Here is a 24171-nt window from a genome sequence, read left to right as displayed (position 1 = left end):
CTCGCCGGGGTTGTCAGGCAGAGCATCGGGACCGGCCTTGCCGTCGTTGATGTTGGCGGGCGTGATGGCGATCTCCTCGACCAGAGCTGTATCGGCGTCGGCACCGACATGGGCCTTGAAGCCATGAACCGCTGGTCGGCCCTTATGCTTGACCCAATGGCCCTCTTCGTCATCCTCACTGGCCGAGGCGATGATTGTCGCATCGACAAGCGTACCGGTCTTCACCTGAATCGCTTTGGCCTTGAGCTGGCGGGTGATCTCGTCGAACAGCGTCTTGTCCAGTCCATGGGCCACAAGGGCCTTTCGAAAACGCACGAAAGCCGTTCGCTCTGGTGTCGGCTCTTGAACCGAAAACCCGCAGAACCGTCGGAACGATCCTCTGTCGTCCAGCGAGTCGGCAAGCTTGACGTCGGACAAGTCGTACCAGATCGACAGCAGCATCGCCTTGAACAAGGCCTCTGGCGGCCAGGCAGGCTCGCCCTTCGCAGAGCAGGAAACCACACAAAGGGCCTGATCGATCGGCACCCAGTCAATCAGTCTGGCAAGCGCATCCAAAGACGAATGCTGGCCCCGATCAACAGCAAAACCAAACTTTTGCTGACCAATGCGCCGACGTGACATCGCATCCCTCAATCCATTGTACTGATTGAGAGAATCACAGATCAACACACCAGTCCAGAGACACCCGCGCACAGGTCTCCTTAGATCGTTCTTGCTCGTCACCTTCGCACCGACGAGAATTACCTGTCGGTCAGTCCACCGCTGATGCTGGCGGTAGTCGAGCAACTGGCCGATCACGGCGCGAATCGCGAAGTGCATCGTAGCCGCATCAGCAGGCTTGATCTCGACCATCACTTCCGGATTGCGTCAACCGCAACCGAAGGTCGTCGCGAAAACAAGCGGGAAATCAATCCGCGGATATCGCTCGCCGAGAAACGCTACGAACTGTTTGTGCAGACTGTCATGCTGAGGATGGACATTGATCTCGTACTTCCGCACATACCGTTTGTAGACGTCGGACGCTGCCGCTCCAGCCGGTCGGCCACGACTTCGATCATGAACAGGCGATGCCCCGACGGGAGCGACTGGCTCGCCTTCGATGATGCCTTTACTCTCTGACGAATGCTCTGGCGGATCGATCTGTCGTATCGTTCGCATACCACCAGCTTGCCTGGCCACTCCACCCTTTGACACGGTTCCTATCCCTCCGGGGCAGCACGAATGCATTTTCGGCGAGCGTCCTAGCCCTGAACGACCTGATCTTATCCTTGTAGTGCTGGGCGGGTTACGCCCCTTGAACTGAACCCATGTTCTGGGCGCACCTGCCGATCCAATTCGCCCTTAATCGTCTCGAACCGCTGTGAACGTACCCGTCATTGGCTGCAACAAATATGCATTCTTCGGCGCAATAACCCTGCTTACTCGAAATGCCCCGCCACCGAGAGGCGGGCATCCGCGCTCCGCCCGGCGTAGTCGTTCATCCACGCAACATTGCAGAACAAAATAGGCATTTCTCAGCCTCTATGGGACGTCATGACGGATTCGATCGAAGGTTCCTATGTCAGACGAGTTGGTTAGTTGAACCGTTTTGACGCGAATTCTAATCGAGCCTAATCCAGCTGGTGAATGGTAGATTGTGGCACAACAGCCTTGGCGATTTCACATAGGTGCTTGTGGTGCGTGAGATAGATGACCTGACCTGTGTTCGCCATCTCCCCAAACAATCTAAAAACTTCCTCCGAGCGAATATGGTCAAAGGTTTCCATGATGTCGTCGGCGATGAAGGGAACCGAGGGCCGGAATTGGGCGAACTCGTAATAACCGGCGAGCCTCAGTGCTAGGTAGAGCTGAAAGCGCGCGCCCTTCGAAAGCGCTTCAGCGAGCTTGGATTGCCCGTCGCGCTGCACCGCGATGAGAACCTCCTCGCCTTTGACGGGCTGGGTTGTAAGGCCTGAATACTGCCCACGGGTCATTAGCTTGAATGCGTCTGATGCACGCGCCATCATCCCCGAACGGTGGTTCTCACGGTAGATCCGCAAAGCATTTCCAGCCGACATGATACCAAGCTTCAGCTCAATGTAGCGAACGGCCTTCTCCTCGATTTCCAACAGGGTTGTGCGCCGTTCGGCATCCAGGCGGGCAACCGCGCTGTCACCGCCGATGGCGTCCAACTTGTCTGCCGCGCGGGTCTGTCGGATCAGCTGTTGCTGGATGATTTCATCGAACTGGCGAAGCCGCTGCTCGCCCTCAGCCTTCTCGACCGCGAGGCTGTCGAAATCGATCGCGTCCAGGATCGAGCGTGCCTGGTCGAATCCATCGACTGCGAGTTCCGTCACTATCCGCTCCTCAAGTTCGGCGACGGTAGTGCGCAAGCCATCGCGCTCACGCAGCAGCTCGTCGCGTTCGACTACCTCGGACAGAGTGGCGACGCCAAAGACGCCCAGCACTTCATTCTTGCGGCGTTCGTGTGCCGAAATCTCGGTGTCGAGGATTTCGCGCGCCTCCTTGAGGCGCTTCAGCTCGTTGCCGAGGCTTGCCTTCGTTTCACGTGTCCGCTCGGCACGCTCCAGGCGCTCGGCAAGGCGGGTGGCCAACTGCTCCGGCTCGCCATCCTTCGTCGGCTCGTCGGCTTCGACCGCAACGGCGATGACCTCGACCAGAAAATTGGCCCTGTCGGCCTCCATCTTGTCAATACGCAGCTGCAGATCCTCCCGTTCCTGCAGGCTTCTTGACAGTTCGGCCAATTGATCGAGCACAGCGCCAACGCCTGACGCGGACAGACCGCTTTCGAGCCACGTTCCCTTGAGCGCTTCGGTAATGCCGGCCAGCCATTCCTCCTCGCGACGCTCCGCCACCCCTACCGCAACCCGTCGGGCAGCTAGATCCTCTTCTTTGGAACTCACCATTCTGAGCGCCTCGGCATACTCGGCGTCCACCTTGCGCTGCCGGTCCAGAAACAGCTCCGCGATGGCCATGATTGCTTCGAGGGTGTCGCCGGGCTCTGATACTATGCCGACGCTTTCCAGCGCCGCTCTCATTTCCAAGTGTATCTGCTCGCCGGCGTCAGCGGCTCGCTCGGCTTTCAAGCGAGCAAGTTCGATCTGCTCCCAGGCAGCGAGCGCATCGCTGCGCGCCTCGATCTGATCCTCGATCCTTTCGATCAGGCGCTCAGACGAAGGTTCCAGGGCTTCTCCGAGGAGGTCGCTGGCGGCCACACGGATTTCCAACAATTGGGTATCCGCATCCTTGACGAGCTGTTGGCTTTGGATGCCGTTTCGTGACAGGTTGGCAGTGGCCTCGGCCAGGGCACGCGTCATTGCCCGGATCTCGGCCATATCCGCCGCGCCGGCCAGCCGGCCTGCGCTGGCAACGTCATCGCGCGTCAGTGCCACGGCGAAATCGTCAGCGGTGTCACCAGTCAACACTGCGCGGTGCGTTGCCCACGCATCATCGCGGAGACGGCGGATGGCGGCAGCCGCTTCATCGTCGACAACGTCGACCGAGGCTCGAAGGGCATCCAATCGTGCGGCGAGCATTGCATGGTTGCCCTCGTATTCGGCGAGGCGTTCGGCAAGTACCGCGGTGTTCCTTGCCAGTACTGACGCTACTGTCTTCCAGGCGGCAATCTGCCCGGCGCTCGGAACCGCAACGTTGGCGAGAGCGAGGGCATCTCCGTTCCATGGACGCAAGCGAGCCAGCAATGCCTTCCATCGGATTGTTCCCGCATCTCCCGCCTCGCGAGCCGTCTTGATCTCTGCCTTGTGTCCGCTTGCTCGCGCTTTCGACAAAGCCGAGCCCAGCCTTGCCCTGGCGGGTTCGGGCACCGCCCTTTCCTCGCCGACCCGCTGCCTTGCCACCTGCAACGCATCGAGTGCTGCCGCCGCCTCGTCGCGGGCGGCGCGCGCCCCCGTAGCAATACCGGACCTCTGCTCGACCATAGCGCGAACGACGCCAACTGTGACGGCAGGCAGAAGCAGTGCGGCAGGATCCGGCTCGGAAGACCGGCCCAACGCGGCAAGGCAGCTTGCCACGGTGTTGTTGAGGATTTGCAGCCCCATCCTGCGAGTGGGCAAGTCAAAGCCAGCCGCGGTATGGCGCACCTTGCCCTCCGCCAGGCTGCGAATGCGTTCGGAAATCGACAGGATCCGTTCGTCCTCGTGGACCGCAGTGACTTTTGCCGACAGCCGCTCGATCTCATCGATGTTTGCGGACAGTCGCGTTCTGAGGCTGGCATCGTCATCGATCAGTTCGGTGACACTTCCCGTCCATGTCCGGGCTGGGGAGGTGATGTCCGGCAGCTGATCCAGCCGGGCAATCTTGCGGCGCATATCCGCCAGCATCGGCGCAGCACGTACGTAACGAGCAATGGTATCCAGCCTGGCCACCAGCACCGCCCGATCGCTGATGGTTCGGCCGTACTGCTGCGATGCATCGAGACGTTCGGCCTCCAGCCCCTCATAGGTCGATGCAAGTGTGTCGATCGCATCCCTGCGCGACTTCACGTCAACAAGGCGCTTCTTCAGCAGCGCCAGTTCGGTGCCATGCGCCTGCTTCCGATACAGCGCGTCTGCTTCGGCCTCGAGGGCGTTCAACGTATCGCTTGCGTTCCCAAGACCGGCGCTGGCCGTGAAGAGGAGCTTGCCGAGGTCGCCCCGCGACTCCAGGATCGATTTTCCGCCGGCTTCCAGCGTCTCGTCATCGAGTGAAAACATAGTCGTGTAAGCGTCACGCGACAGTCCGGCGAGATGCGCCGTGATCGCCACCTCGCTCACCGATTGGCCCGTCGCGTTCAATAGCGAATTAGTACGCTGTTTCGTACGCGTGAACGTGTGCTCGGAGCCGGCCAGTTCCAGCACCCCACCGATGCGCATGGCGCTGTACTCATGCAGGAAGTTGTAGCGGCTCCGTTCCTCGATGCCGAACAGCAAATCTAGATAGGCGGAAAGCGCTGTCGATTTGCCGGCCTCATTCAGGCCAAACACGATATGCAGATCAGGTCCGGATTCCGGTTTGGGTCCGAAGTCGATCGTACCATCGGTGAACTTTCCATAGCGAATGAGGTCAAGGCGCTGCAGCCTCATGACGATCCACCGGACTTAAGGCGGGAAGTCACCAAGTCTGCGCCCTTGGAAAGCACCTGATCGAGGAACCGTTCCAGCCCGGCTTCGTCCTTCCCAGCAAAATCCCGTCCGTCGGCCGGAAGGTCGGCGACCATCCTTTGGACGAACGCCCTCGCCTCGGCGCGGAAGGCATCCGAGGTGGCATCGGCGCGCATGGATTGCTCGAGTTCGAAAATCGGATCAGCAGTATCCTCGGCCGTCTCCGCCCGAGGTGGCGCGAGGTCAAGCTCGAGCTTCTCCACCCACGTATGGCCTAGCTGTTCCGCAGCCTGTTCGGCTTCGGCAAGAAGGAGATCTCTGTCGCGGATCAGCGCCCATAAGAATGGTGATGTTCCTGTTAGGCCAACGCGGGCCACAGCATGACGCGAGCGGACGGTGGCCCGCATCTCTTCGAGTGCGTAGCGAACACGCGCGACGGCTTCCGGCCACTCAACTGCTCCGGTAAGGTCGACGCTGACCCGCTCGAACTGCGCAACGCTGGTCAGCCTTTCCTCGACCTCCACCGAACGGTCGTCGCGCACCGTTACTAGGGAAACTGATTTCTCACTGGCCTCGTTAATGTCCCTCCCCTGCGGTATTCCCGGCATCACCACCGTGCTTGCGCCGGAATGGACTTGGCGAAGATGAATGTGGCCAAGCCCCCAATAGTCGAAACCGTGGGCGTGCAGGTCAGCGATGCTGCAGGGCGCGTAAACGTCGTGACCGGGCGATCCGGCCAGACTGGTATGCATGATGCCAATATTGACGGCTCCTTCGCGAGCAGCCGGATATTTGGGCAGCAGGCTGTCCGGCGCCTTAGGGTTCGCAAAGCTCAAACCATGGAAAACGACGTCCACACCGCCGGCTGTCTGCAATACCGACTGAGCACGACCGCCAAAAATGGTCACGGTGTCAGGAAACACCAGCTGTTTGGAAATCCGCGACAGGGCGTCATGATTGCCGCGGATCTTGAAAACCCTGATGCCGGCCTGGTGCAGGCGTGTCATCTGCGCTGCCAGGAACCGCGCCGTCTTCATCGAGGTTTGATCACCATCGTATAGGTCGCCGGCTATTACCAACGCATCCACGCGTTCCTCTAGGCAGAGATCCACTATCGAAACGAATGCCTGGCGGCTGGCGTCGCCCACGAGCCCGGCAAGATCGGGATTACGCATCGCGAGCGAACGCAGCGGCGAGTCGAGATGAATATCGGCCGTGTGTACGAATCGAAATGCCATTCAGCCTCCGCCAGCAAAAGAGGTGTTCCGAGCTTCAACAGAGATTGCAACGAGGGCTCTACAATGCCCGGTCACACTTCAGCTAATGCCTCGCTCGCGGACTCGCCGGCCACCAACAAACCGTCTTGGGGCCGCAGCAAGCCCTTGGCAATCAAATCGGCGACCCCAGCTGAAATCAACTGCCGCAATTGTGCACTTGTGGCTTTGAAGCCCAGCATTCTCGCAACGGTTATTGCGATTTCTTCCTCCGTCGCACCGAGGTTGGATTTCACGACTTCCATGGCGCCTTGGGCGACTTCGTCCTGCGCAATCATTTCGGGCTTGCGCAATCCAGCGGACACGACGCCGCTGCGATCCCTGAGACTAACAGGAGCACCTGGCTTGAAGCAGAAGCTGCCCCGACGGGCTACTGCACCACCTCTCTGCGCTATGCCTACCCCTCGCTCGATTGCATCCTGAATCCTGCCACCGGCCCGCTGCAGACCCCACGCGCCCCGAATACGCGAAACTATTTCGTCGACATGGATTGGTGTTTCTATAGCCACCACCTGCTCGACCAGTCCGGCCATGATTCCGCTGGGCGTCTCGTGGAGTTCGAACGATCCCGGTCGGTTTAGTTCGGCCTCTTCGTAGGCTCGATTGGGTATCTCGGATCCCTTTGTGCTTTCGAGACCGATTTCCGTCACGTTGCCTCTGTCGACCGTAACAACCTGCACGGCTACAGCACGATTTCTCTGGACCCCCAATTCGGCCCGCTCATCGAGCTCTTTTCTCGCAGCCTCAATCGCTAATATGGTTCGCTCCAGCTGCTCGCGTGGCCTCTGAAACCAGTCAGCGTTCCAGATGCGATGGATTATCCAACCATGGTCTTCCAGAACAGACTGCCGTAGCCGGTCTCGATCTCGGGCCGAGCGCGATGAATGATATTCTGCGCCATCACATTCGATGCCAAGAATATAGCGGCCTGGCCTCTCCGGATCAGCAACCGCGAGATCGATGAAGAAGCCTGCAATGCCAACCTGAGCATGAACCTGGTAACCCTTTCCGATCAGCGCGTTGGCTACCTGCTCTTCAAAGATTGAATCCATTTCGCGAACCGTGGCCTGGGCAAGCGAAATTCGCCCTGTTCTCGCGTAGTGCAAGAAGAGCTTGAAGGCGAAGATGCCTTTCCCTTTGCCACGCTCCAGGTCGATGTCCTCGTCTGTGATGGACGCGAATACTTCGCAGCTGCGCTTGGCGCGGCTTATGAGGACGTTGAGCCGACGCTCGCCGCCTTCCGCACCAAGAGGGCCGAAACGCATGGCCATGTACCCCTGCGCATTCTTGGCATACCCCACTGAGATCATGATCACGTCGCGCTCATCGCCTTGAACATTTTCAAGGCTCTTGACGAAGAATGGCTCGCTGGGGTGCGCGTGAAAGAACTCCTCCGTATCGGGATTTAGTCGCCGCAGCCCTTCGAGTTCATCCTGGATCGCGCGGCGTTGGCTAACCGAAAATGTTGCAACGCCTAGAGTCTCTCGCGGGTTCACCTTCGCATGACGGATGATCGCTTCGGCTACTGCTCTCGCCTCTACCGGATTGGTTCCTGTGCCACCGGAATCGAAGACCCCCTCTGGCACATGCTGAAACCGCAACCCCATGCCTGCCTCTTGGGTATAGGGGCTTGGCACGATGAAAAGCCGGTTCTCGTAGAACTGGCTGTTCGATACGGCGATCAGAGATTGGTGACGGCTACGGTAGTGCCAGCGGAGCATACGCTGCGGCAAGCCGCGGGCCGTGAACAGGCCGAGGATGCTTTCTATGTCGGCGACCTGCGCGCCCTCACCCTCGTCATCTTCAGACTGCGAGCCTGTCACCTTCGCGAAGAATGTCGTGGGTGGCAGTTGGCGTTCGTCGCCAACAACGACCACCTGATTGGCCCTGGCGATCGAGCCAAGCGCGTCCACAGGCTGTATCTGAGACGCCTCGTCCATCACAAGAAGATCGAAGGACATCCTGCCGGGCGACAGGAATTGGGCCACCGAAAGCGGGCTCATCATGAACACTGGCTTGAGTGCCTGGATGGCAGGCCCTGCCTTCTGCATCAACTGCCGGATAGGCATGTGGCCCCGTCTGCGCGCCATCTCAGAACGAAGCAGTCCGACTGGTCCAGCTCCGCCGTCTCTTGAAGGAATTTTTCGGTGATGAGCCGTCACAACTTCGATGGCACCGGCCTTGATCCTCTGTCGGTCCAGATCGGCGAAGTCACGTACAGCCCTGGAATGCAGTTCCCCGTCGAACCTTGCCAGCTCCGGCTCATCGGTCGCCATCGCTAGAAACATCCGTTCGTAGTAGGCCATATCGAAGACTGATCGCGCCGATCCTGTTGTAATCTGGCCGTCGGCCAGGCCGTCTATCAACTGTCCCAGTCCAGCCTTTCGGGCTGTTTCGGATCGCTCTCCATAGGCAACCCATTTCGAGAGCTGTTCCTGATGATCGAGCCACCCCTCCAGTCGAGAAACAACCTCGACTATCGCGACGTCTGGAAAATCGTCTACTCCAAACAAGGAGGGAGCATCGGCTTTCAAATCCCCTGCAAGCGCCTTCAATTCCCGCGCTGCCGCTTGGGCCGCTTCACGCGCTGAACGCGCCAAGTTTGCGATCTCTTTTCTTTCAGGCAACCGCGCAGCCAAATGCCGGATTGAGCCATTTTCTCTCAGCCAAAGTTCGGCTTGCGCGAGCGCGGCCCAATCGGATCCTCGACCGAGCCACGACGAGCCAAATGCGAACTTGCCAAGGCTTTCCCCGTCCTCGATCTCTTGATCAAGCGCTTGTAGTCTGCCTAGTCGGCGCAGTATCTCCACCCGCTCACTGATCAGATCTGGAACGTCAGTCAGCACCTGTCGTGACGCGTCATCGGCTTGAGCTACAGTGCTTGCCTTCGCTTCCATCAGTTGCAGCGAGGCCCGCTCGGGGGAAGCCACGTCACCTTGCATGGATGACGCAAGGTGGCCTAAATCGTTCCAAAACCCCTCGATGATCGGCTGACCGATGTCGATCACCTTACGAACTCGCACCGCACGCGCGCCCGCTTCAGAGCGCTCCGCCATCCGCCCGGCTATAATTCGCGGTTCCGAGCCAAGTCCCCTCAGCGTGCGCATCCACTCCACTAAGGCCTGGAGTGGTGCCGAAGACGATCTCTCACCGCGCCAATCGGCTCCGAAGGCGGAACCGCCAAAGGCGTCGCCTTCGCGCACTTTTGCTGCGGCCGCTTGGCCCTTCATTAGAATGTCGAGGAGACCCACTATCTCCGCCGCAGGCGCGCTAGGGGCCACCAAAATAGTCCGCACAAGTGCAGTGGCACGACGGTAGTCACCATTCAATGCTTTCAATATTCCCGTGTGCTCGGCGAGCGCTTGCCGCGCCGCGGCCACGTTGGTACTCCACGCGGCATCAACAACTTTGCCCTGAAGCTCGGCTCTAGCAGTCTCTAGCGTTGCTACGCTGTCGGCAAGGTCACCAGCCTGTTCCAGCCCGGAGTCCCAAACTGTGGCTGCGAATGCCTCAGGGCTCGCATCGGGGGCTGCCGCAACTCTCTCGCCGGTCATCACTAACCTGAGGAGTCCTCCAAGCGTGTCCGGTAAAACGGTAGACCCCAGTTCTTGATTTAGCCGCTCAGCTTCTTCTCTTAAGCGTGGGAGCAACACGGTTAGCTGGCGCGCACGAACGAAACCATCTTTCGGAAAGTCTGAAGGAAGCTTAGCAAGCTCTGTCTCGAGACCTTCAATTGGCGTATCGATAGCCGTCGCCACCAACTGCTCCGACAGTTCCTCGGATTTGCGGTTGAAATCTGTTCCTGTCCAGAGAAGCGATGCAATGTCCTTTGGACGCTCATCCCAAACCGGCGAGACTAGCGCCTCGGCAGGAAGTCCAGGTGCGGACGCGAGAAGTTCAGCGCGATCTTCTACCTCGCCGCTGTCGCTGAGGATTTGCGGAGGCTTCGCCTCGATCCGCTCAGCAATATCGGCCAGTTTGGCGTGCAGAGCCTTTGCTTGATCCAGCGACGACGCAATGCGTGGGACGAGCCTCTCAATGGTCGTTGGTAGAACGACATCCAGGCCAACTCCCCGCCATGGGTGGTGGATCGGCAAGCCGATCTCGTTGATCCGCTGAGACACGTCATCGAGAAGTTTGCGACGTTGCGAGACACCGTCATTCGTCCAAGCGGTGGCATCCTCAAGTTCAATGTCAACTGGCTTTTGCCCGTTCTGCCTTAGTCGGGTTAGCTGGCCAAGAACCTGGTATGGAGTGAGTTCGGACGTTCCAAATGGAACATGCATCCTTGTAGCATGTGCATTGAGTTTGTCCCTAGCCTCCAGCAGGCGTTCAGTAAGGGAAGAAGCAAGCTGTCCGCGAGGCGATCCGAGTTGCCAGGTGCGCCGCAACTCCTCCAGCATCATGCGCTTGTTTGCCTTGTTGCTATGGAGCTCAAGGCAGGCGTCCCCCACCCCCGCAGTGTCAAGCCGTCGCTTCACGACCTCAAGTGCGGCCATTTTTTCCGCAACGAACAGCACGGTCTTTCCATCGGCAACGGCCGACCCGATAATGTTTGCGATCGTCTGCGATTTTCCTGTCCCGGGAGGACCTTGGATAACGAGGTCGCGACCCTTTCTTGCATCATGGATCGCCAGCGTCTGAGAACTGTCACTGTCGACGATATGCAACATTTCGGCAGGCGCGATATGCGGATCAATCGCAATGTCGTCCGACATCAGCGGTTCGCGTGTTTCGAAACCATCTGAAAGAAGCGAGCGGATCTTCGGTTGTTCGATAATCTTTGCGCCATCCGGCCAGAGATCCGGATCCAGGTCACGGTACATCAAGAACTTAGCGAACGAGAAGAAGCCGAGCACCATATCATCGGCAAGCACCTGCCAACCCTCTTTGGTCGACACTGCTTCGGCAACGGCATCGAGATAGGCCGAGACGTCGAAGTCGTCTCCTACTTCAAAACGCGGCAGGGCGAGCTTGTGAATGCGGTCGAGATAGAGTTCCAAGGAGAGGTTTGCGGTAAGATCTTCCGTACGAGCTCGCAGCCGAAACTTTTCTCCAGCGGCCCCTCGCTCCAGCCGTACCGGGACCAAAATGAGAGGAGCCTGACGGATGTTTTCTTTGTTGCTCGGGTCAATCCACTTCAGCATGCCAAGGGCCAGAAAGAGGATATTGACGCCCTGCTCTTCCTCAAGTGTGCGGGCATCGTGGTAGAGATCAAGGAGCCGGCGCTGCAGCCCCGTTGGGGTCATCCTCGTCTGAAGCTTGGTGTCAGAATGTCGCGCAGATACCCCTCTATCGTCGAATCCTTCGTCCTCAGGCTGAGCAAGAGCAACGGGGGAATAGTCGATTTCCTCGTCTGGAGGGCTGCTTTCAACCTGGCCTGCCTTCGGCCGATCCGGCTTGCCGGCCAGGAAGGTAAAAGCCTTTCCTTCGCTCACCAGCAATCGATAGATCTCAGACGACCTCTCGTCGACAATATCGATCGTCTTCGCGCTCTTTGAAAACCGTGGCACATTCAAAAGTCGGTTGCGAGCAGAAAGGTCGAGCAATTCCATCCTGGCTCGCTCGAGCTTTTCCTTTAAAGGCAGATCGCTTTGGAAGACCGATTTTTCAACTTCCGACACTCACACCCCCCTGATAGGCTGGACACATAGAGCCTAGACAAGGGCTGTCCGCAACATAAAATGCTGGTTTTTCAACCTCGAATGGCAACCACCAACACTTCAATCGTTTAGTATTGTGAGCACTGCGGCTTGGTGGAAAAATTGCGGATGTTTGTTTAATGTTCCGGACACTTCGCATCCCCACCTTGATCTCGAGGTTCCCTTTCGGACAAAATGCCATCATACGTGTGGACGAGGTATTGGCAGCTCTGGCATCCGCCTCGCCGGCCACGACCAACTGGCGCACAAGCCGACTTCTTTTTGAATCGGCCTCCTAATTTCATTCCGAGAAAACTTGTAGGCTCCAGCGCGGAAAGATGGTCGTGTTTACGGAAAAGGTAACTACAGAGTCGTGACTTCGGGCTGATCTGCGAAGGCACCATGGTGTTCAAAGCGCCGAACTACAAGGCAAACCAGCGCCAGCGAAAAAAGCGCCTATGAATGGTGCAGAGGCACGTTACAAATCATGCAGCTTGCGTTTCGCAAAGGATCGGAAATTGAATAACAATCGCTATTCTTATCGTCGCCGCGCGCGACCAAGGCGCGGCGCGGAACCAATCGTCCGCAGACGTTTCTCTCCAGATGTGCGCTTGCCTCTGATCGTGGTGATCGTGGTGGCCTTGGCTGCTTACGCGACCCACTATTTTACAGGCTCGGGTGACCAGTTACGTGGTCTCGATATAGCAAACTCGGCCGGGTCGAGACGGGCGCCGATTGTAGGCATAGCATCGGTGATTGATGGAGACACGATAGAGATCCACGGGCAGCGCGTCCGCTTCAACGGCATCGATGCACCCGAAAGCCGCCAATACTGCAATGACGCTAGCGCACATCAATACCCCTGCGGGCGCCGGGCGGCCGAAGCATTGGCGAATTTCCTTGCGGCTTCGCAGCCTGTCCAATGCACATTTGTTTCATGGGATCGGTACCGTCGCTTCGTCGGCGATTGTCGGCGCGCGGACGGTGTCAGCGTCGCGTCCTGGATGGTCGAACATGGCCAAGCCTTGGACTGGCCCCGCTATAGCCACGGCGCCTATGCGCAACAGCAAACTAATGCTGAAACCGCAAAGGTTGGAATCTGGATTGGGACGTTTGACAACCCTTGGGATTGGCGCGAACAACATGCCGAATCTGCGAGCCCAACCAAAAGCCCCTTTGGGCTTGTCAGCCGTCGCCAAGTAGCACAGAGCTACTCATGCCAACCTCGCCGGTTGTGCACGCAGATTTCTTCTTGCGAAGAAGCACGTTGGTATCTCGCCAACTGCACATGGGGGAGCAAGTTGGATCGAGATAGCGACGGGATTCCGTGCGAAGGCGTTTGCTGACCTGGGCTCACGCTTTGAGCCCATCCCCAACCATCACTCCCTAGTGTGCGCATTTCGCGTTGTGAATTGGCGGTCGGAGCTTCGATGCAATTGCGCGAGTGCCGATAGAGCCTGGCAAAAGGGCTGGCTGACGTTTGTCTTGGAAAATTCCACCAGCTCGTTAAGTCCGGACGGGCTAGAAAACCGCAACGCTTCGTAGCGGCATACAGGGATCTGCCGATTGTCTTTGAAGCGCTTGTCAGGCCCGCCGTTTTTGTTTGGGTGAGCCCAGGTGTAGCTCACGATCTCCGCATCAGATGGAACTTTGCCGGTCTCGATAAAATTACTCGGGGCGAATTGGGTCTGCAGATCGGCATATCCGACTGCGCCGTATCGGTTTCCGTCCTTCACCAGCACTAGGTCAGGCATGAAGAAGAGCACCTGCCGACCCACATGGATTGAAGGAGGAGTAACGTTGCTGCGTACAACCTTCGGCAAGGAGCTTGTAAGTGTCGTGGGCTTTTTGTCGACCAGCATGCTGGCCCCGGCATTTCGCTTCCAAGCAGTCAGATCCTCTATCTTGCCGTCGGCAGCGACATGCCATCTCCCTGCGCAGCCGGTGAGAGTTTCGAACGCGCCGACAAGTCGCCCGTAGGCGGCCTCCGCGTCTTTTTCCAGATCGTAATAGAGCACGCTCACCCGGCGGTAACTGTCAAACCATTTGCCAATGAGCATACCCGGCACAAAGGCACCGATGCCCAGCACCGGTGCGGCACCTCCGAGCTTGGTCCCCGCAAGGAAACCTGCGATCCCGAACAAAACCGCGAGTGCTACGGACAGCCGCGTCTGCGATTGCCTGGCATTGATTTCATCGAGCACATTGGCGAATGTCTCGTCACGCATTTCCACCACATCGCGGGACTCGATTTCTCTCATCACGACGCCATCAGAGACGTATTCCGGGCGCGAGGATTGTGGACGGGGTTGCGGCGCAGATGGGGTCTGAGAGAGCTGGACTACCTTCTTCGCGCTGGCCTTGCCTAAAGTGCCACGATAGTAGAGCCCACCCACGCCGGCGTGGATGTAGTGACCTCTTGGCCCAGTGCCGATGCGGAGGCCCTTCACGCCAACGGAAGCGCCAACCCCACCGGACGAAAAGTTAAAGCGGAATGGTCCCGCACTGATCGATTTTCGAACGTAAAACCCCATAGCCCAATCCCCCCAACTCAACTGCCGTACCGGCTAAGGCGCCAGTCTCTCGTCCCCATTCATGGCTTGGCGCCACCAACCGGCGCCAATTTTGATCGCTGCCTCACCCTAATCTCGATGCGCCTTCGAGCCCGTACATCGCCAATCTGCGCTCCGTCGGTGAGATGATCGCCGGGCAGGATGAGCTGACCACCAGACATCGGCAAAATCGTAAACCCCTTTAATGCGGGCATGTCACTGAGCACACTTGTAACTGAAATCGCGCGGGCCAGCCCAAGACCGGCATTGTCGGCGGGATGGAGTGAGCCGATTTCCACTTTCCCTGACAGGACCGGTTGGAGCCCCTTGTCCATGTTGGAGGATTCGCCCGCCATTGCCTGTTCGTCCGTGTGTCCAATTACCTCAATCACGTCGACACCGTACGAGGTCGCAGTCCCGGCGATGGTCTTCGCAAGATCGCGCAACTTTGTTTTGAAGGCATTCGAAAGCTCTGCGCTTCCGGTATCGAAATTATAGCCATCCAGTTCGCTGAGACTGATGATCGGCGGCCAATCGTGAGGTTTTGCTGCTTGCGTCGGCTCTGCAGCCTCCTTGAGCACATCAGCCAGATCCTGCAGCCCTTTGTCGGTGCCGGCGTAACCAAATTCTCTCAAGACCTTCGCCGCATCTATCATGGCCTTGGTCTGATCAACGCTTATGTCGTTGTCCGCAAGGACTTTCGCGACAGGGGCATTTCGCACGACCTCCTCCAGAGAAATACCTGCTTCCTTGACCGACTTAACAGCATCCTTGGCCAGGACCAGCTCGCGCCATTGTTCGTCGGGAACGGTTCCTCCCCTCGTGGGCTGAAACACCGCTTTTATCTGAGCCAGAAGCCGCTTGTTCTCGGCTTCGAGCCTCTGCACGTTTTCCTTGTTTGATTGAGTGGCTCGCAGTGCCTCATCGGTCTCTTTCTGCTTTTTCGTGATGATAGCACCGGCTGCTAGCAACAGGCAGAACACCAAAAGCAGCATCGTCTCGGCCATGGTCAGGCCCAGTATCAAACCGCGGCCAAAACCCTTGCGCTCGAAGGCGACCGAAGTCCCGCCAGCGTCACTCACCTGCCCCACCAACTGGTTCGCTTAGGCGGTTCCGTTCGTTCGGCGGGAGGCTCGCTTCCCAGAGTTTGGAAAGCGTCTGGTTGGGGCTCACGCTCGACCCGAATTGGTGCGCTCTCGACGGTGTCATTTGCGGCCAGATTTGCCAGTGGCTGTTCAATCGCGATAGGAGCGTTGAGAGGGGGAACAGGCCTCGGCGCGTGAAGGGTTCTTCCTGCCAAGGTTGCGACAAGGTCTCCGGTGTCCTTGCTTTGCTTTTGCACCACTGCGGCAAGCGCCTGGGTCAAGCGTTGTTGCGCTTGGACGCTCTCCGCTGTTTGCTCTGCGGCTGCCACAGCCTTTTCCACACCTGCGGCCACTTTAGCCACAGCATCAACGATGCCCGCCATGCGGGCTTGCTGTTCCTGCGAAGCCGTCTCTGTTTTGACAGCATACTGAGCGACCGCGCTGCCAAGAAGTTTCACCATCGGCGCCAGATCGTTCTTAAGGACCTCATCAGGGACGACAACCTTCTCCAACTTGGTGGCTACGCTTTCGGCCTGTTCACCCAGTCTGCCAACTGAAGAGGACATTGAGCTGTTGGCTTTGTCGAGCAGATCGGCTGCCGCCTCGACGCGCTGTGCGATCGACGAGAACTGACTTTCGATCTGCCCAAAATTGTGGCTCAAAGCATTGCTGAGCTTTCCCGAGGCCTCTTGAACTGGTCTGATCGATTCCATCGCGATTTTATCCAGGGCCGATCTTATGTGCTCTCCGTTCCGCTCCGCTTGAACGGCGATTTCGGCAAAACCCTCCTCCAACATCTGATTGCTTACGCGGCGAAAGTCAGCGAATTCCCTGGTTACACTTTCCATCTCGGCTCTTACACGCCGCGTCATATCCGCGAGTTCGTGCCTGACCGTCCGTTCGATGTCGGCAGGATCGCGGCGCATCTGATTGTAAAAGATCCGCAAAGCAATGCCCGTGATCGTCGACGTCACCGCGATACCAAAGTTCCTCACGATTGTGTCGGTGGATCCTTCGGAACCAAACTGAAACAGCGATACGCCGAGACTCGTCAACGTAAACAGGAAACCCATGTAGTAGAGATTGTCGCCTGTTTGCTCATCGTGGAGCCGTAGCTTGCCGGTGAAGACGGACGCGGCAAGATAGATGAGCATCAGGCACACCGGTGCGCTCGCCGCCATTATAGGGTCTACGCCCGACAGCTTGGCTATTGCGATGAACACGCAGCCACCCAGGGTTAGCGTCGCAAAGACGAAAAGGGGCAGGCTCGGATGTCCTAAGAACGACTCCCCTCGCTTCTTGGCCATTAGTTTAACCCCTCCAACCCTACCAGCTTCTCAAAATCACCATGATGGCTTTGAACCCACCGGGTCCAGAACTCTGCATGTTCGAAAGAGCCAAATGGCTTCTTCGCCCTATCGACGTAGAGTATCGTAAACCCGACGCCATCGAGCGATGTCCCGTAAGTCCTGTCAGCCGCGCTATCAAGGTACTTCTGATAATCGAGACCCGAACGATATTGTGAGTACAGCGCCGTATGTTCGATCATATCTGACGCGACTATTATTCGCTTAGCGGTCTTCTCTTTCGCCAAACTGCTATCGAATAGCGACAGTTTGATTTTCTGAATTCCGGCCATGATCGGAGATTGGCTCGCGGATTCTCCATTGGGAATCTGGTCGGGAAGGTTCGTCAAAGGGTCCTCGAACGCATCTTCCCATTTCTTCTGCCGCCGAGACGGATTGTTCGTCCAGCTGTCGACCGTCGAGCCGTCGCCCGGATTGCATCCATCAAACATCACAGTCAGGTCGCCGGGCCTCGCGCCCAGCGTCAATATCTTGAGATAGCCGCCAGGCTCGACGCGCCCAATGGTCTTGCGGAATTCATTCTTCAGATCCGCCATGGTTATCGGCGAAATCGGGTCGGTGGCGTCGATCAAGACCGCTGTCAGGCTCACAGGTCCGTTCAGTGGGCAATTCGTGCTGATGTCGATTTGGTCCTTCCCGGATCTCGACCACATCCAAACAAAACCGGCCAGCATCACAGCCGACAGCACGGCCAATCCGGCTGCTGCGACAATTGTGCCGCCACTGCCTTTCTTTCTTCTGCGACCCCGCCTAGCCATTCACGCTATCCGGATGAAGCTTGTCGAGATCTCGGTACTGTTCGATCCCGCGCTCGCATTCCAGCCCGATGAGCCGCACTTGAGCGTTGAGTTCTTCCTGCGCGTCACGAATTGAGGCGCCCAGGTCCTTCTCGCTCCATTCATCGTCGGACGATATCAGGGGTTTTATGCGCTCAAGTTTGTAGGGTGTGGCAAAATGTTTTGGCGCTGGCTCTGTGCGGGCCTGGAAATTGGCCTCCCTGTACTTTGAGAGAAGCTGGTTGCAGGCTCGCTCCAGCTGGTCTTGATGCTGCACAAAGAGCGTCAGCAGCCTCGACCGATGGTCGATGATCGCTCGATGCTCCCTGCGTCTGCTCCCCAGCCGCTTGACGATGTCCTCCACCTTCTCGTTGTGCTCATCGCGCACCTCTTGCAGAGCCTCGATGAGCTCGCTCTTGCGCTCGATGTAGTCTTCCCGGCGAGCCACCAATCTGTTTTCGACACCCGCATAGCCCGGGTATGGGTCGAGAACGAACCAGCCGTCGATAAACGCAAAGATCGAAAACATGAGACCAATGCCGAACAGAAGCCAGGATTTCACGTCCATAAGGCCAGCCGGATTGGCGAGCATGCTGCGCACGACCTCGACGCCGGCTCCGTCCACAAAGGACCCGCTAACCTCGCGGTAATGCGCAAGCGCTAGGTTTATGGTCAATGCCAAGCCGATATAGGCCACTATCGACAGCGCGCCGATCAACTTCACAAAAAGCGATCTGTGAGTCACCAGGCGTGCACAGAATATTGCGAACAGCAGAGCGGCGCCGATGTTCAAAAACGAGAAAGCGGCGGCTTCGAGGAGCCCGCCAAAGAATCCCTGTTCATTTCCCTTTGCGAGGAAATTTCCGTTCATCGCCGTTTCAATGAGGAACAGGAAGATTAGCAGGGACACTCGGAAAACATGGGCCGCTCCGTGTTGAACCCTCACAGCCCGGACAAGCCCGTGCTTCTGTTTGAACCAGTCGTGTTCTTTCTCCGCATCGTTGAGCGATTTGCGCAATCCGTGAAGTTCGTCCAGGCCCACCGCGATCGAGGCCTTGAAATCGGAAACACTGGCGGCGTTCGCCTGACGGATCAGACCAAACTGCTCTTCAAAGTCGAGGCCAGCCAATCGGCCGGAGAGTAGCTGTAGGCTGTCTTCGAGTGTGTGATGTGCGGCCTTCTTTTCGTCCTCGACCCTCTCGATAACTGTGTGCTCTATATCGTCGAAATTCTTGGCCGTTTTCGGGGGCTGGTTAGCCTCGCCTCGCTGCGTTCCACGACCTTCAAGATCCATTTCGCGATCAATTTTTGCGACATCCAAGCTATTGAACAATTGGGTGCTGGCGCGGAAATCGTGATTTGCCTCTAGTAGAGACTCCCGCAGTTTATTTAGCTTTTCGAATTTTATTCCCACAGCACCGCACCCATTTTTGTACCTCTGCCCGCACAAATGGCTTCTATGCACAGTAGAAGCAAAGGGCAACTGCGTCTTCGCAACTTTGCGGTCCACTGCTCACGAGACGATCGTCTGATGTAAAAATGACAACGATAGGTGCCGTGGCAAGCGGACTTGGGCCAATGAATAGGCCAGGCAGCATACTCTTCTCCGCCGGGCTTTGTGGCGAAGGAACTGAAGATCACGCCAATGAGCTGCTAAAAATCGACTCCAGAGGCGTTCGCGCAGTAGCAGAAGCGGGCGCCCGGGGCGCGCACCACGCCACCAAAGTAAGCGCCGTCAATCTCGACCTCGCCTTCAAGGGTTTCGTTCTTGGTTTCAGCCGACAGGCTTCGCGCAGCTTGTGAGCCAGCACAAAGGCGGTCTTGTACTGCACGTCCAGATCGCGAGAGAACTGGACCGCCGACATGCCCTTCGCGCCGTTAACAAACAGGCAGATCGCGGCGAGCAGATCGACAAACGACAGCTTGCGCCAAGGCGAAGATCGTGCCGCTCGTAACCGAGAACTGCGCCCCCGCAAGCGGCGCACTTGAACTTGCGACGGGTCGGAATGTCGTAATGATCCAGGCACCCGCATTTCCGGCAAACAGGCTCGCCTTGAGTCGAAGCCTTGAACGCGTCGTAAGCCTTTTCCTCGCCACCCTTGTAAATCTCTTTCAGAGAAAGGGAGCGGCTTTCGGCGGAAAGGAGGAAGTGTTGGGCCATTGTCATCATATCCGGTTATATGCGGGGCTTGTATCGCCAAATACAGGGGCCTGTACCACCGACTGTGATGATATTTTTTGAGGCGAGGCTATGGCAGGCAAGGACGACCCGCAGACCGTCGAATACGAGACGAAAGCCAAGAACCTTTTGAAGTCAGAGTTGAAGCGGAAGGGCGTTACCTATGCCCAACTCGCCGAAAAATTGGCGACTATGGACATTCACGAAACCGAGCGTAATTTGAACAACAAAATAAGCCGGGGGGGCTTTAGCGCTGCGTTCTTACTGCAATGCTGAGACGCTATCGGGGCATCCTCATTGCGGCTTTCGGAGTAGTTTTACTCGGGGCGGCTTTACCGCCAGACGAGCGCAAGAGCACTCCAGCCCCAACATTCCGAACAGCATCAAGAGACCATAGGCAACCCTGTTGCGGCGAGTCCTCCGCCAGTCCAACAGGCAAATGAACCCCCAAGTTACACTAACCCATGCCAAGCAGGTCACGATGATCGCAGTTCCGATCTGTGTGCCCAGTGGAAGGCTGCCGACGCTGCCCAACAGTCGGCGAACTGGACCACCATTGGCGCTATCGTGGGTGCTTTCACGCTCGCCGCTGCTATGGCCGCTGCTTACTACGCCAAAGAGGCTGCTAGGCACACCCAGCGCAGCGCCGACATTGCCGAAAAGGCGTTTGCTCGATATCGAGCGCCCGTATTTGTTCGTCACCGCCACCAAACCGTTGGTGGGGGTGACGCACGATTGGGCTGACAAGCCCGACAACAAAAGACCAATTCCGGAAGCGGCATACTCGATCAAGAATTTCGGACGCACTCCTGCCATCATAAACGAGATTCGGGCGAGCCTCCGGCTTTGCAACTTGCCGCCAACTCCGCATTACCATCCCGGAGAAATCAATGACGTTGAACGGGTGCTCGGGGCAGACGATGCTCTTAGCCCTGCAGCTTTTGATCGCGGCGGCCCTATCACAAACAATGTGCTGAATGAGCTTTTCCTGTCCGATACTCACATAGGGGCGGGTTCCCTTCCATATGTATCTGTATGGCGAGATCACTTATACGAGCGTCAACGGGATCACCGACCAATTCGGATTTATCTACCGCTACTCGCCTCCCGGCAATACGTTCCATTTGCAGGACATTCCCGGCTACACTACCGCCGCCGTGACGTGAAGAAACATAAGCAAAACGATGACTTATCGGCCTTAGACTTGCTCCGAACGCGTAAAAGCGGCCTCGGGCGGTTGCAAGATCGCTACAATGTTTATTTTTGATATCCGCTCGGTAAGGCGCTTTTCGCTTAAGCAACTAGGCGTTCTCACATTTTTTGTTCAAGAACAAGGCGTTACACAACTTGCCTACGAGGCGAAAGCGCCTTAACTGTCAACGTTTACATACGCGAAAGTGCCTAAACATCCTGGCTGCTGCGGATGGAAAAACGCTGACTGTAAAAGCCCGCCAACCTTTCGGCGGGCGGGCTTCCACTGCCGGAACTGGAGAGTGTCATGTCGACAGCCCCGACAGGTCGGAAAGGGGTCGCTGGTTAGCGGCGCGAGATCAGCAGGCAGAGCCGGCGCAGGTCACGATCATAGGTGTCTTCGTTGCTAAGCACTTCGACGCAGCGCTTCTTCATCCGAGTGACCTGGGCGTTCGACATATCGCCGACAACGCTAGCCAGATTCGGGTTGCTCGAAGCGGTCGGGTTGCTGGGGTTGGCGGCTGGATTGGTTCCAACGCCGACATTTACGTCGGTACCAACCCCGGTGACGACACCGACATTGGCGCTGCCAGTGCCGATGGAAGCAGTCGCTCCGCCAGTGTCGCCGACGGAGGCTGCGGCATTTGCCCCAGAACCGCCTAGGGATACGCTAGCCGTAGCGCCGCTGTTGCCGCCCACATTAGCGCTGGCGTCTCCGCTGCCGACGGATACCCCGCCGACGCCTCCGACATTAATTCCAGCTGCAGTCGCTGGCATGCAAAGAATTGCGAGAACAGATCCGGCAGTCAGACTGCCCAAAAGAATTTCAAAAATTCTTGCCATAGTACGCCTCCTTGTTGCCCTGCAAAGGATGGGACATTTTTGGGATCTACGGACCCGATAGTGACGCACTAGAGTTTAAAAACAAGCTAACGACCCGCGAAAGATGCGTTCTTGGATCATTACTTGGCAATTCTCAGGAGTCAGATATAATAAAATTTTACTTTGGCTCCTACGTGATTTTTCCATTTGTCAGATAATATCATTCCCTAAGCACCCCAGGTGCGGGTGCAACAAGGTTCAGGGATCGACCGTCCGGCGATCAGTAAGCGGCTACTACCGCCGATCGGACATACAACGCTATATTAGCACCTTTTGACGAACCCGACCGGCGGGCAGAGCCAGAATCCCGTCTGCGCAAAACCTGCAAAATCGCTTCCGATGCTCGCCATTGACTAGCACGGAGGAAGTCCTGAGCGCCAAACACGGTGACCATCAACCTACGGCCGCTGGTAACTGTCGACGTCGAGCATTTCGCCTGGTTGAAAGCTATGTGGCGCCGAAGCGGAAGAAACACTGCAGACCCCGTTTCCTAAAATCGTATCAGGGCATTAGCAGTGACGCCGAGCGGCCGCCGACCTATCGATTAACTCGGTCCGGAGCCAGAGCGTTATAAAGGAGCAAACACGCCAGAAGTGAGATGACGCTGCCTAGCAGTTGGTCTGCCGTCAGGCCGGAAAAATAAACGAGATCGAACGCCAGTACAGCCATCGCTCTAGCCACTCATGAATTGGAAAACCTAACGAGCTGGTCACCAAGTCCGGCCTGCTCAAGATCGCGCAACGTGTCCTTCAACTCCTTGCGCTTGTAGCGATTGATGATGCCGGCTTAGGTTGTGGCGGCATCTAACAAACATTCGACTCGCGCCTGCCATGACGACGACCCGCCGAAGCGAGCATCGCGAGCGCACAGTATTCAAATCCCCCAAGGCCTCCGTCGAGATTTGACAACAGACATATGGCGTGGCGCGAGCTCTGACGCTGTACGACTGACGCAAGCGGCTCTCAATCCTGGGCGTTGTCCTCGGTCCGTGTGAGCCGGCTTTCGCCTTCCTCCGGGCCGAAGCAGCTTTCGAAATCATTACAGTCCCGGCAACTGGGGGAGTTGCACAGCGAAAAACCTTCGGCCTCGCAGAGCTTTCGGTAAAAGTATTTTTTCCATTTCATGTTTTGGGTGTTGCCGGCCGCCAGCGTCGGAAAATGCGAGGCGAGCAGGCGGCCGAGGTCGCTTCGACTAAAGAGGCCAAGGTCTTGCCAGAGGTGGTCATTGCGCATGGCACGCCGGGCGATGATCTTGGCGAAGCGGGCGCCTGCCTTGTCGTCGGGCCGGGCATGCGCCAGCAGCAGTCCGCGCAGAAGTTCTTCTTCCAGATCCGGCTCGGGCTCGCTCCCCTCTTCCAAGGCAAACGCGTTGATCGGAAAAGCAGGGAAACAGCGGACCAGGACATCGCGCAACTCGGCGCGCGAAAGTCCGGTTGCCTCCGTCGCCGTCGCCTCGCCGGCCTCGATCTCCTCGAGCGCACGTGAAAGCACACAGGCAAGCACATGCTGGTCGAACCTCCTCTCCAGCTGCGGCCATTGGCCGGTGCTGAGCCGGGCATAATGTTGGGCAAATATGGTGCGTTCTCCTGCTATGGTCCTATCAAATCATGCACAGACCCGGCCTGCCGCAACATGGGTCGGGCAGTTCTTCGGTGTGGCACTCCGGTCGCCTCGCGTCGAGTAGTCCGGCAATTCTCGTCTGGTCCATCGGCTCTGACGCAAATTGTGTGATTGGAAGAGTTGTTCGCGAACCCCTGCCCTGCCGTTTGCGCCTCACGGGGAACACTGGCGCCGGAAATGCCCCTGCAGAGTTGGACGTGAACCGTGCGGGACAGAGGTCGCGTGCTGAGTGCGGCCACATGGTTCAAGCCGCCAGACTCACGGTTGAATGAGGCCGATTCAAAACGCGCAGCGGGTGAGTTCCAGCGCACGTTCAGGACAGGATCGCGCGCCTCGTGATGCAGGCAGTTCCTCCCCTTCCGCAACTTCAATGTCACCAGGCAGGATGTAACCGTCATTATCGAGTTTAAAGATGTCCGGCGCTTGCGCCGCGCATCGCGCGTGGCCCTGGCATTTGGCCTTTTGGACGATGATGCGCATGGCGCTGCCTCCATTGTCTGTGCCC

At 57.6% G+C, this 24171-nt stretch carries 15 protein-coding genes and 1 pseudogene; 3 read left to right on the top strand and 13 right to left on the bottom strand.

Annotated features, from left to right (window positions below):
* The 4 genes from NKJ75_RS30590 to NKJ75_RS30575 all read right to left on the bottom strand — a co-directional run.
* The coding region (locus tag NKJ75_RS30590; protein ID WP_352500575.1) for a transposase at positions 1-852 on the bottom strand (852 nt) is incomplete at its 3' end.
* A 758-nt stretch (positions 853-1610) separates the two neighbouring features.
* The gene (locus tag NKJ75_RS30585) at positions 1611-5081 is read right to left on the bottom strand and encodes an AAA family ATPase (RefSeq protein WP_352500574.1); all 3471 of its coding nucleotides are present in this window, start codon (positions 5079-5081) and stop codon (positions 1611-1613) included.
* Positions 5078-6337 carry a metallophosphoesterase family protein gene (locus NKJ75_RS30580; RefSeq protein WP_023822629.1) on the bottom strand — a complete coding sequence of 420 codons (1260 nt, stop codon included), beginning with the start codon at positions 6335-6337 and terminating at the stop codon, positions 5078-5080. Before NKJ75_RS30580 ends, NKJ75_RS30585 begins: the two co-directional genes overlap by 4 nt.
* Before the next feature lie 71 nt (positions 6338-6408).
* The gene (locus NKJ75_RS30575) at positions 6409-11997 is read right to left on the bottom strand and encodes a DUF3320 domain-containing protein (protein WP_352500573.1); all 5589 of its coding nucleotides are present in this window, start codon (positions 11995-11997) and stop codon (positions 6409-6411) included.
* A gap of 536 nt (positions 11998-12533) precedes the next feature.
* Here NKJ75_RS30575 and NKJ75_RS30570 point away from each other — a divergent pair.
* Entirely contained in the window at positions 12534-13361 is an 828-nt protein-coding gene (locus NKJ75_RS30570) for a thermonuclease family protein (protein ID WP_352500572.1), read from the top strand.
* A 33-nt stretch (positions 13362-13394) separates the two neighbouring features.
* On the opposite strand, the gene NKJ75_RS30565 is transcribed toward NKJ75_RS30570, so the two are convergent.
* From NKJ75_RS30565 to NKJ75_RS30540, 6 genes and pseudogenes are all read right to left on the bottom strand, one after another.
* Positions 13395-14549 carry a DUF4236 domain-containing protein gene (locus NKJ75_RS30565; RefSeq protein ID WP_031206206.1) on the bottom strand — a complete coding sequence of 385 codons (1155 nt, stop codon included), beginning with the start codon at positions 14547-14549 and terminating at the stop codon, positions 13395-13397.
* Positions 14550-14608: 59 nt separating this feature from the next.
* Positions 14609-15649: an OmpA family protein gene (locus NKJ75_RS30560; protein WP_031198812.1), complete on the bottom strand. Its 1041-nt coding sequence runs from the start codon at positions 15647-15649 to the stop codon at positions 14609-14611.
* On the bottom strand, positions 15646-16959 hold the full coding sequence (locus tag NKJ75_RS30555) for a hypothetical protein (RefSeq protein WP_352500571.1): 1314 nt from the start codon (positions 16957-16959) through the stop codon (positions 15646-15648). The genes NKJ75_RS30560 and NKJ75_RS30555 overlap by 4 nt, the downstream gene beginning before the upstream one ends.
* Positions 16959-17777, bottom strand: coding sequence for a hypothetical protein (locus NKJ75_RS30550; protein ID WP_023687338.1), 819 nt, complete (start codon positions 17775-17777; stop codon positions 16959-16961). Before NKJ75_RS30550 ends, NKJ75_RS30555 begins: the two co-directional genes overlap by 1 nt.
* Entirely contained in the window at positions 17770-19203 is a 1434-nt protein-coding gene (locus tag NKJ75_RS30545; RefSeq protein WP_352446534.1) for a hypothetical protein, read from the bottom strand. Before NKJ75_RS30545 ends, NKJ75_RS30550 begins: the two co-directional genes overlap by 8 nt.
* 299 nt (positions 19204-19502) lie before the next feature.
* Positions 19503-19956 (bottom strand): annotated as a pseudogene (locus NKJ75_RS30540) (transposase family protein); the annotation flags it as partial.
* A 90-nt stretch (positions 19957-20046) separates the two neighbouring features.
* Between NKJ75_RS30540 and NKJ75_RS30535 the strand changes: the two are divergent.
* A complete protein-coding gene (locus NKJ75_RS30535) occupies positions 20047-20250 on the top strand; it encodes a DUF6471 domain-containing protein (RefSeq protein ID WP_023822625.1) in 204 nt (67 codons plus the stop codon).
* Positions 20251-20641: 391 nt separating this feature from the next.
* Positions 20642-21241 carry a hypothetical protein gene (locus NKJ75_RS30530; protein WP_352500570.1) on the top strand — a complete coding sequence of 200 codons (600 nt, stop codon included), beginning with the start codon at positions 20642-20644 and terminating at the stop codon, positions 21239-21241.
* 269 nt (positions 21242-21510) lie between these two features.
* Here NKJ75_RS30530 and NKJ75_RS30525 read toward each other — a convergent pair whose 3' ends face one another.
* The 3 genes from NKJ75_RS30525 to NKJ75_RS30515 form a co-directional block, all read right to left on the bottom strand.
* Positions 21511-22008: a hypothetical protein gene (locus NKJ75_RS30525; protein ID WP_352500569.1), complete on the bottom strand. Its 498-nt coding sequence runs from the start codon at positions 22006-22008 to the stop codon at positions 21511-21513.
* Between the two features lie 1001 nt (positions 22009-23009).
* The gene (locus NKJ75_RS30520; protein ID WP_352500576.1) at positions 23010-23621 is read right to left on the bottom strand and encodes a nitrogen fixation protein NifQ; all 612 of its coding nucleotides are present in this window, start codon (positions 23619-23621) and stop codon (positions 23010-23012) included.
* Between the two features lie 324 nt (positions 23622-23945).
* The gene (locus NKJ75_RS30515) at positions 23946-24146 is read right to left on the bottom strand and encodes a ferredoxin (RefSeq protein WP_352461019.1); all 201 of its coding nucleotides are present in this window, start codon (positions 24144-24146) and stop codon (positions 23946-23948) included.
* Positions 24147-24171 lie beyond the last annotated feature (25 nt).

Source organism: Mesorhizobium sp. M0058 (assembly GCF_040323095.1).
GTDB lineage: Bacteria > Pseudomonadota > Alphaproteobacteria > Rhizobiales > Rhizobiaceae > Mesorhizobium.
The sequence above is the reverse complement of the archived record's forward strand: the minus strand, read 5'-3'. Positions and strand labels throughout refer to the sequence as shown.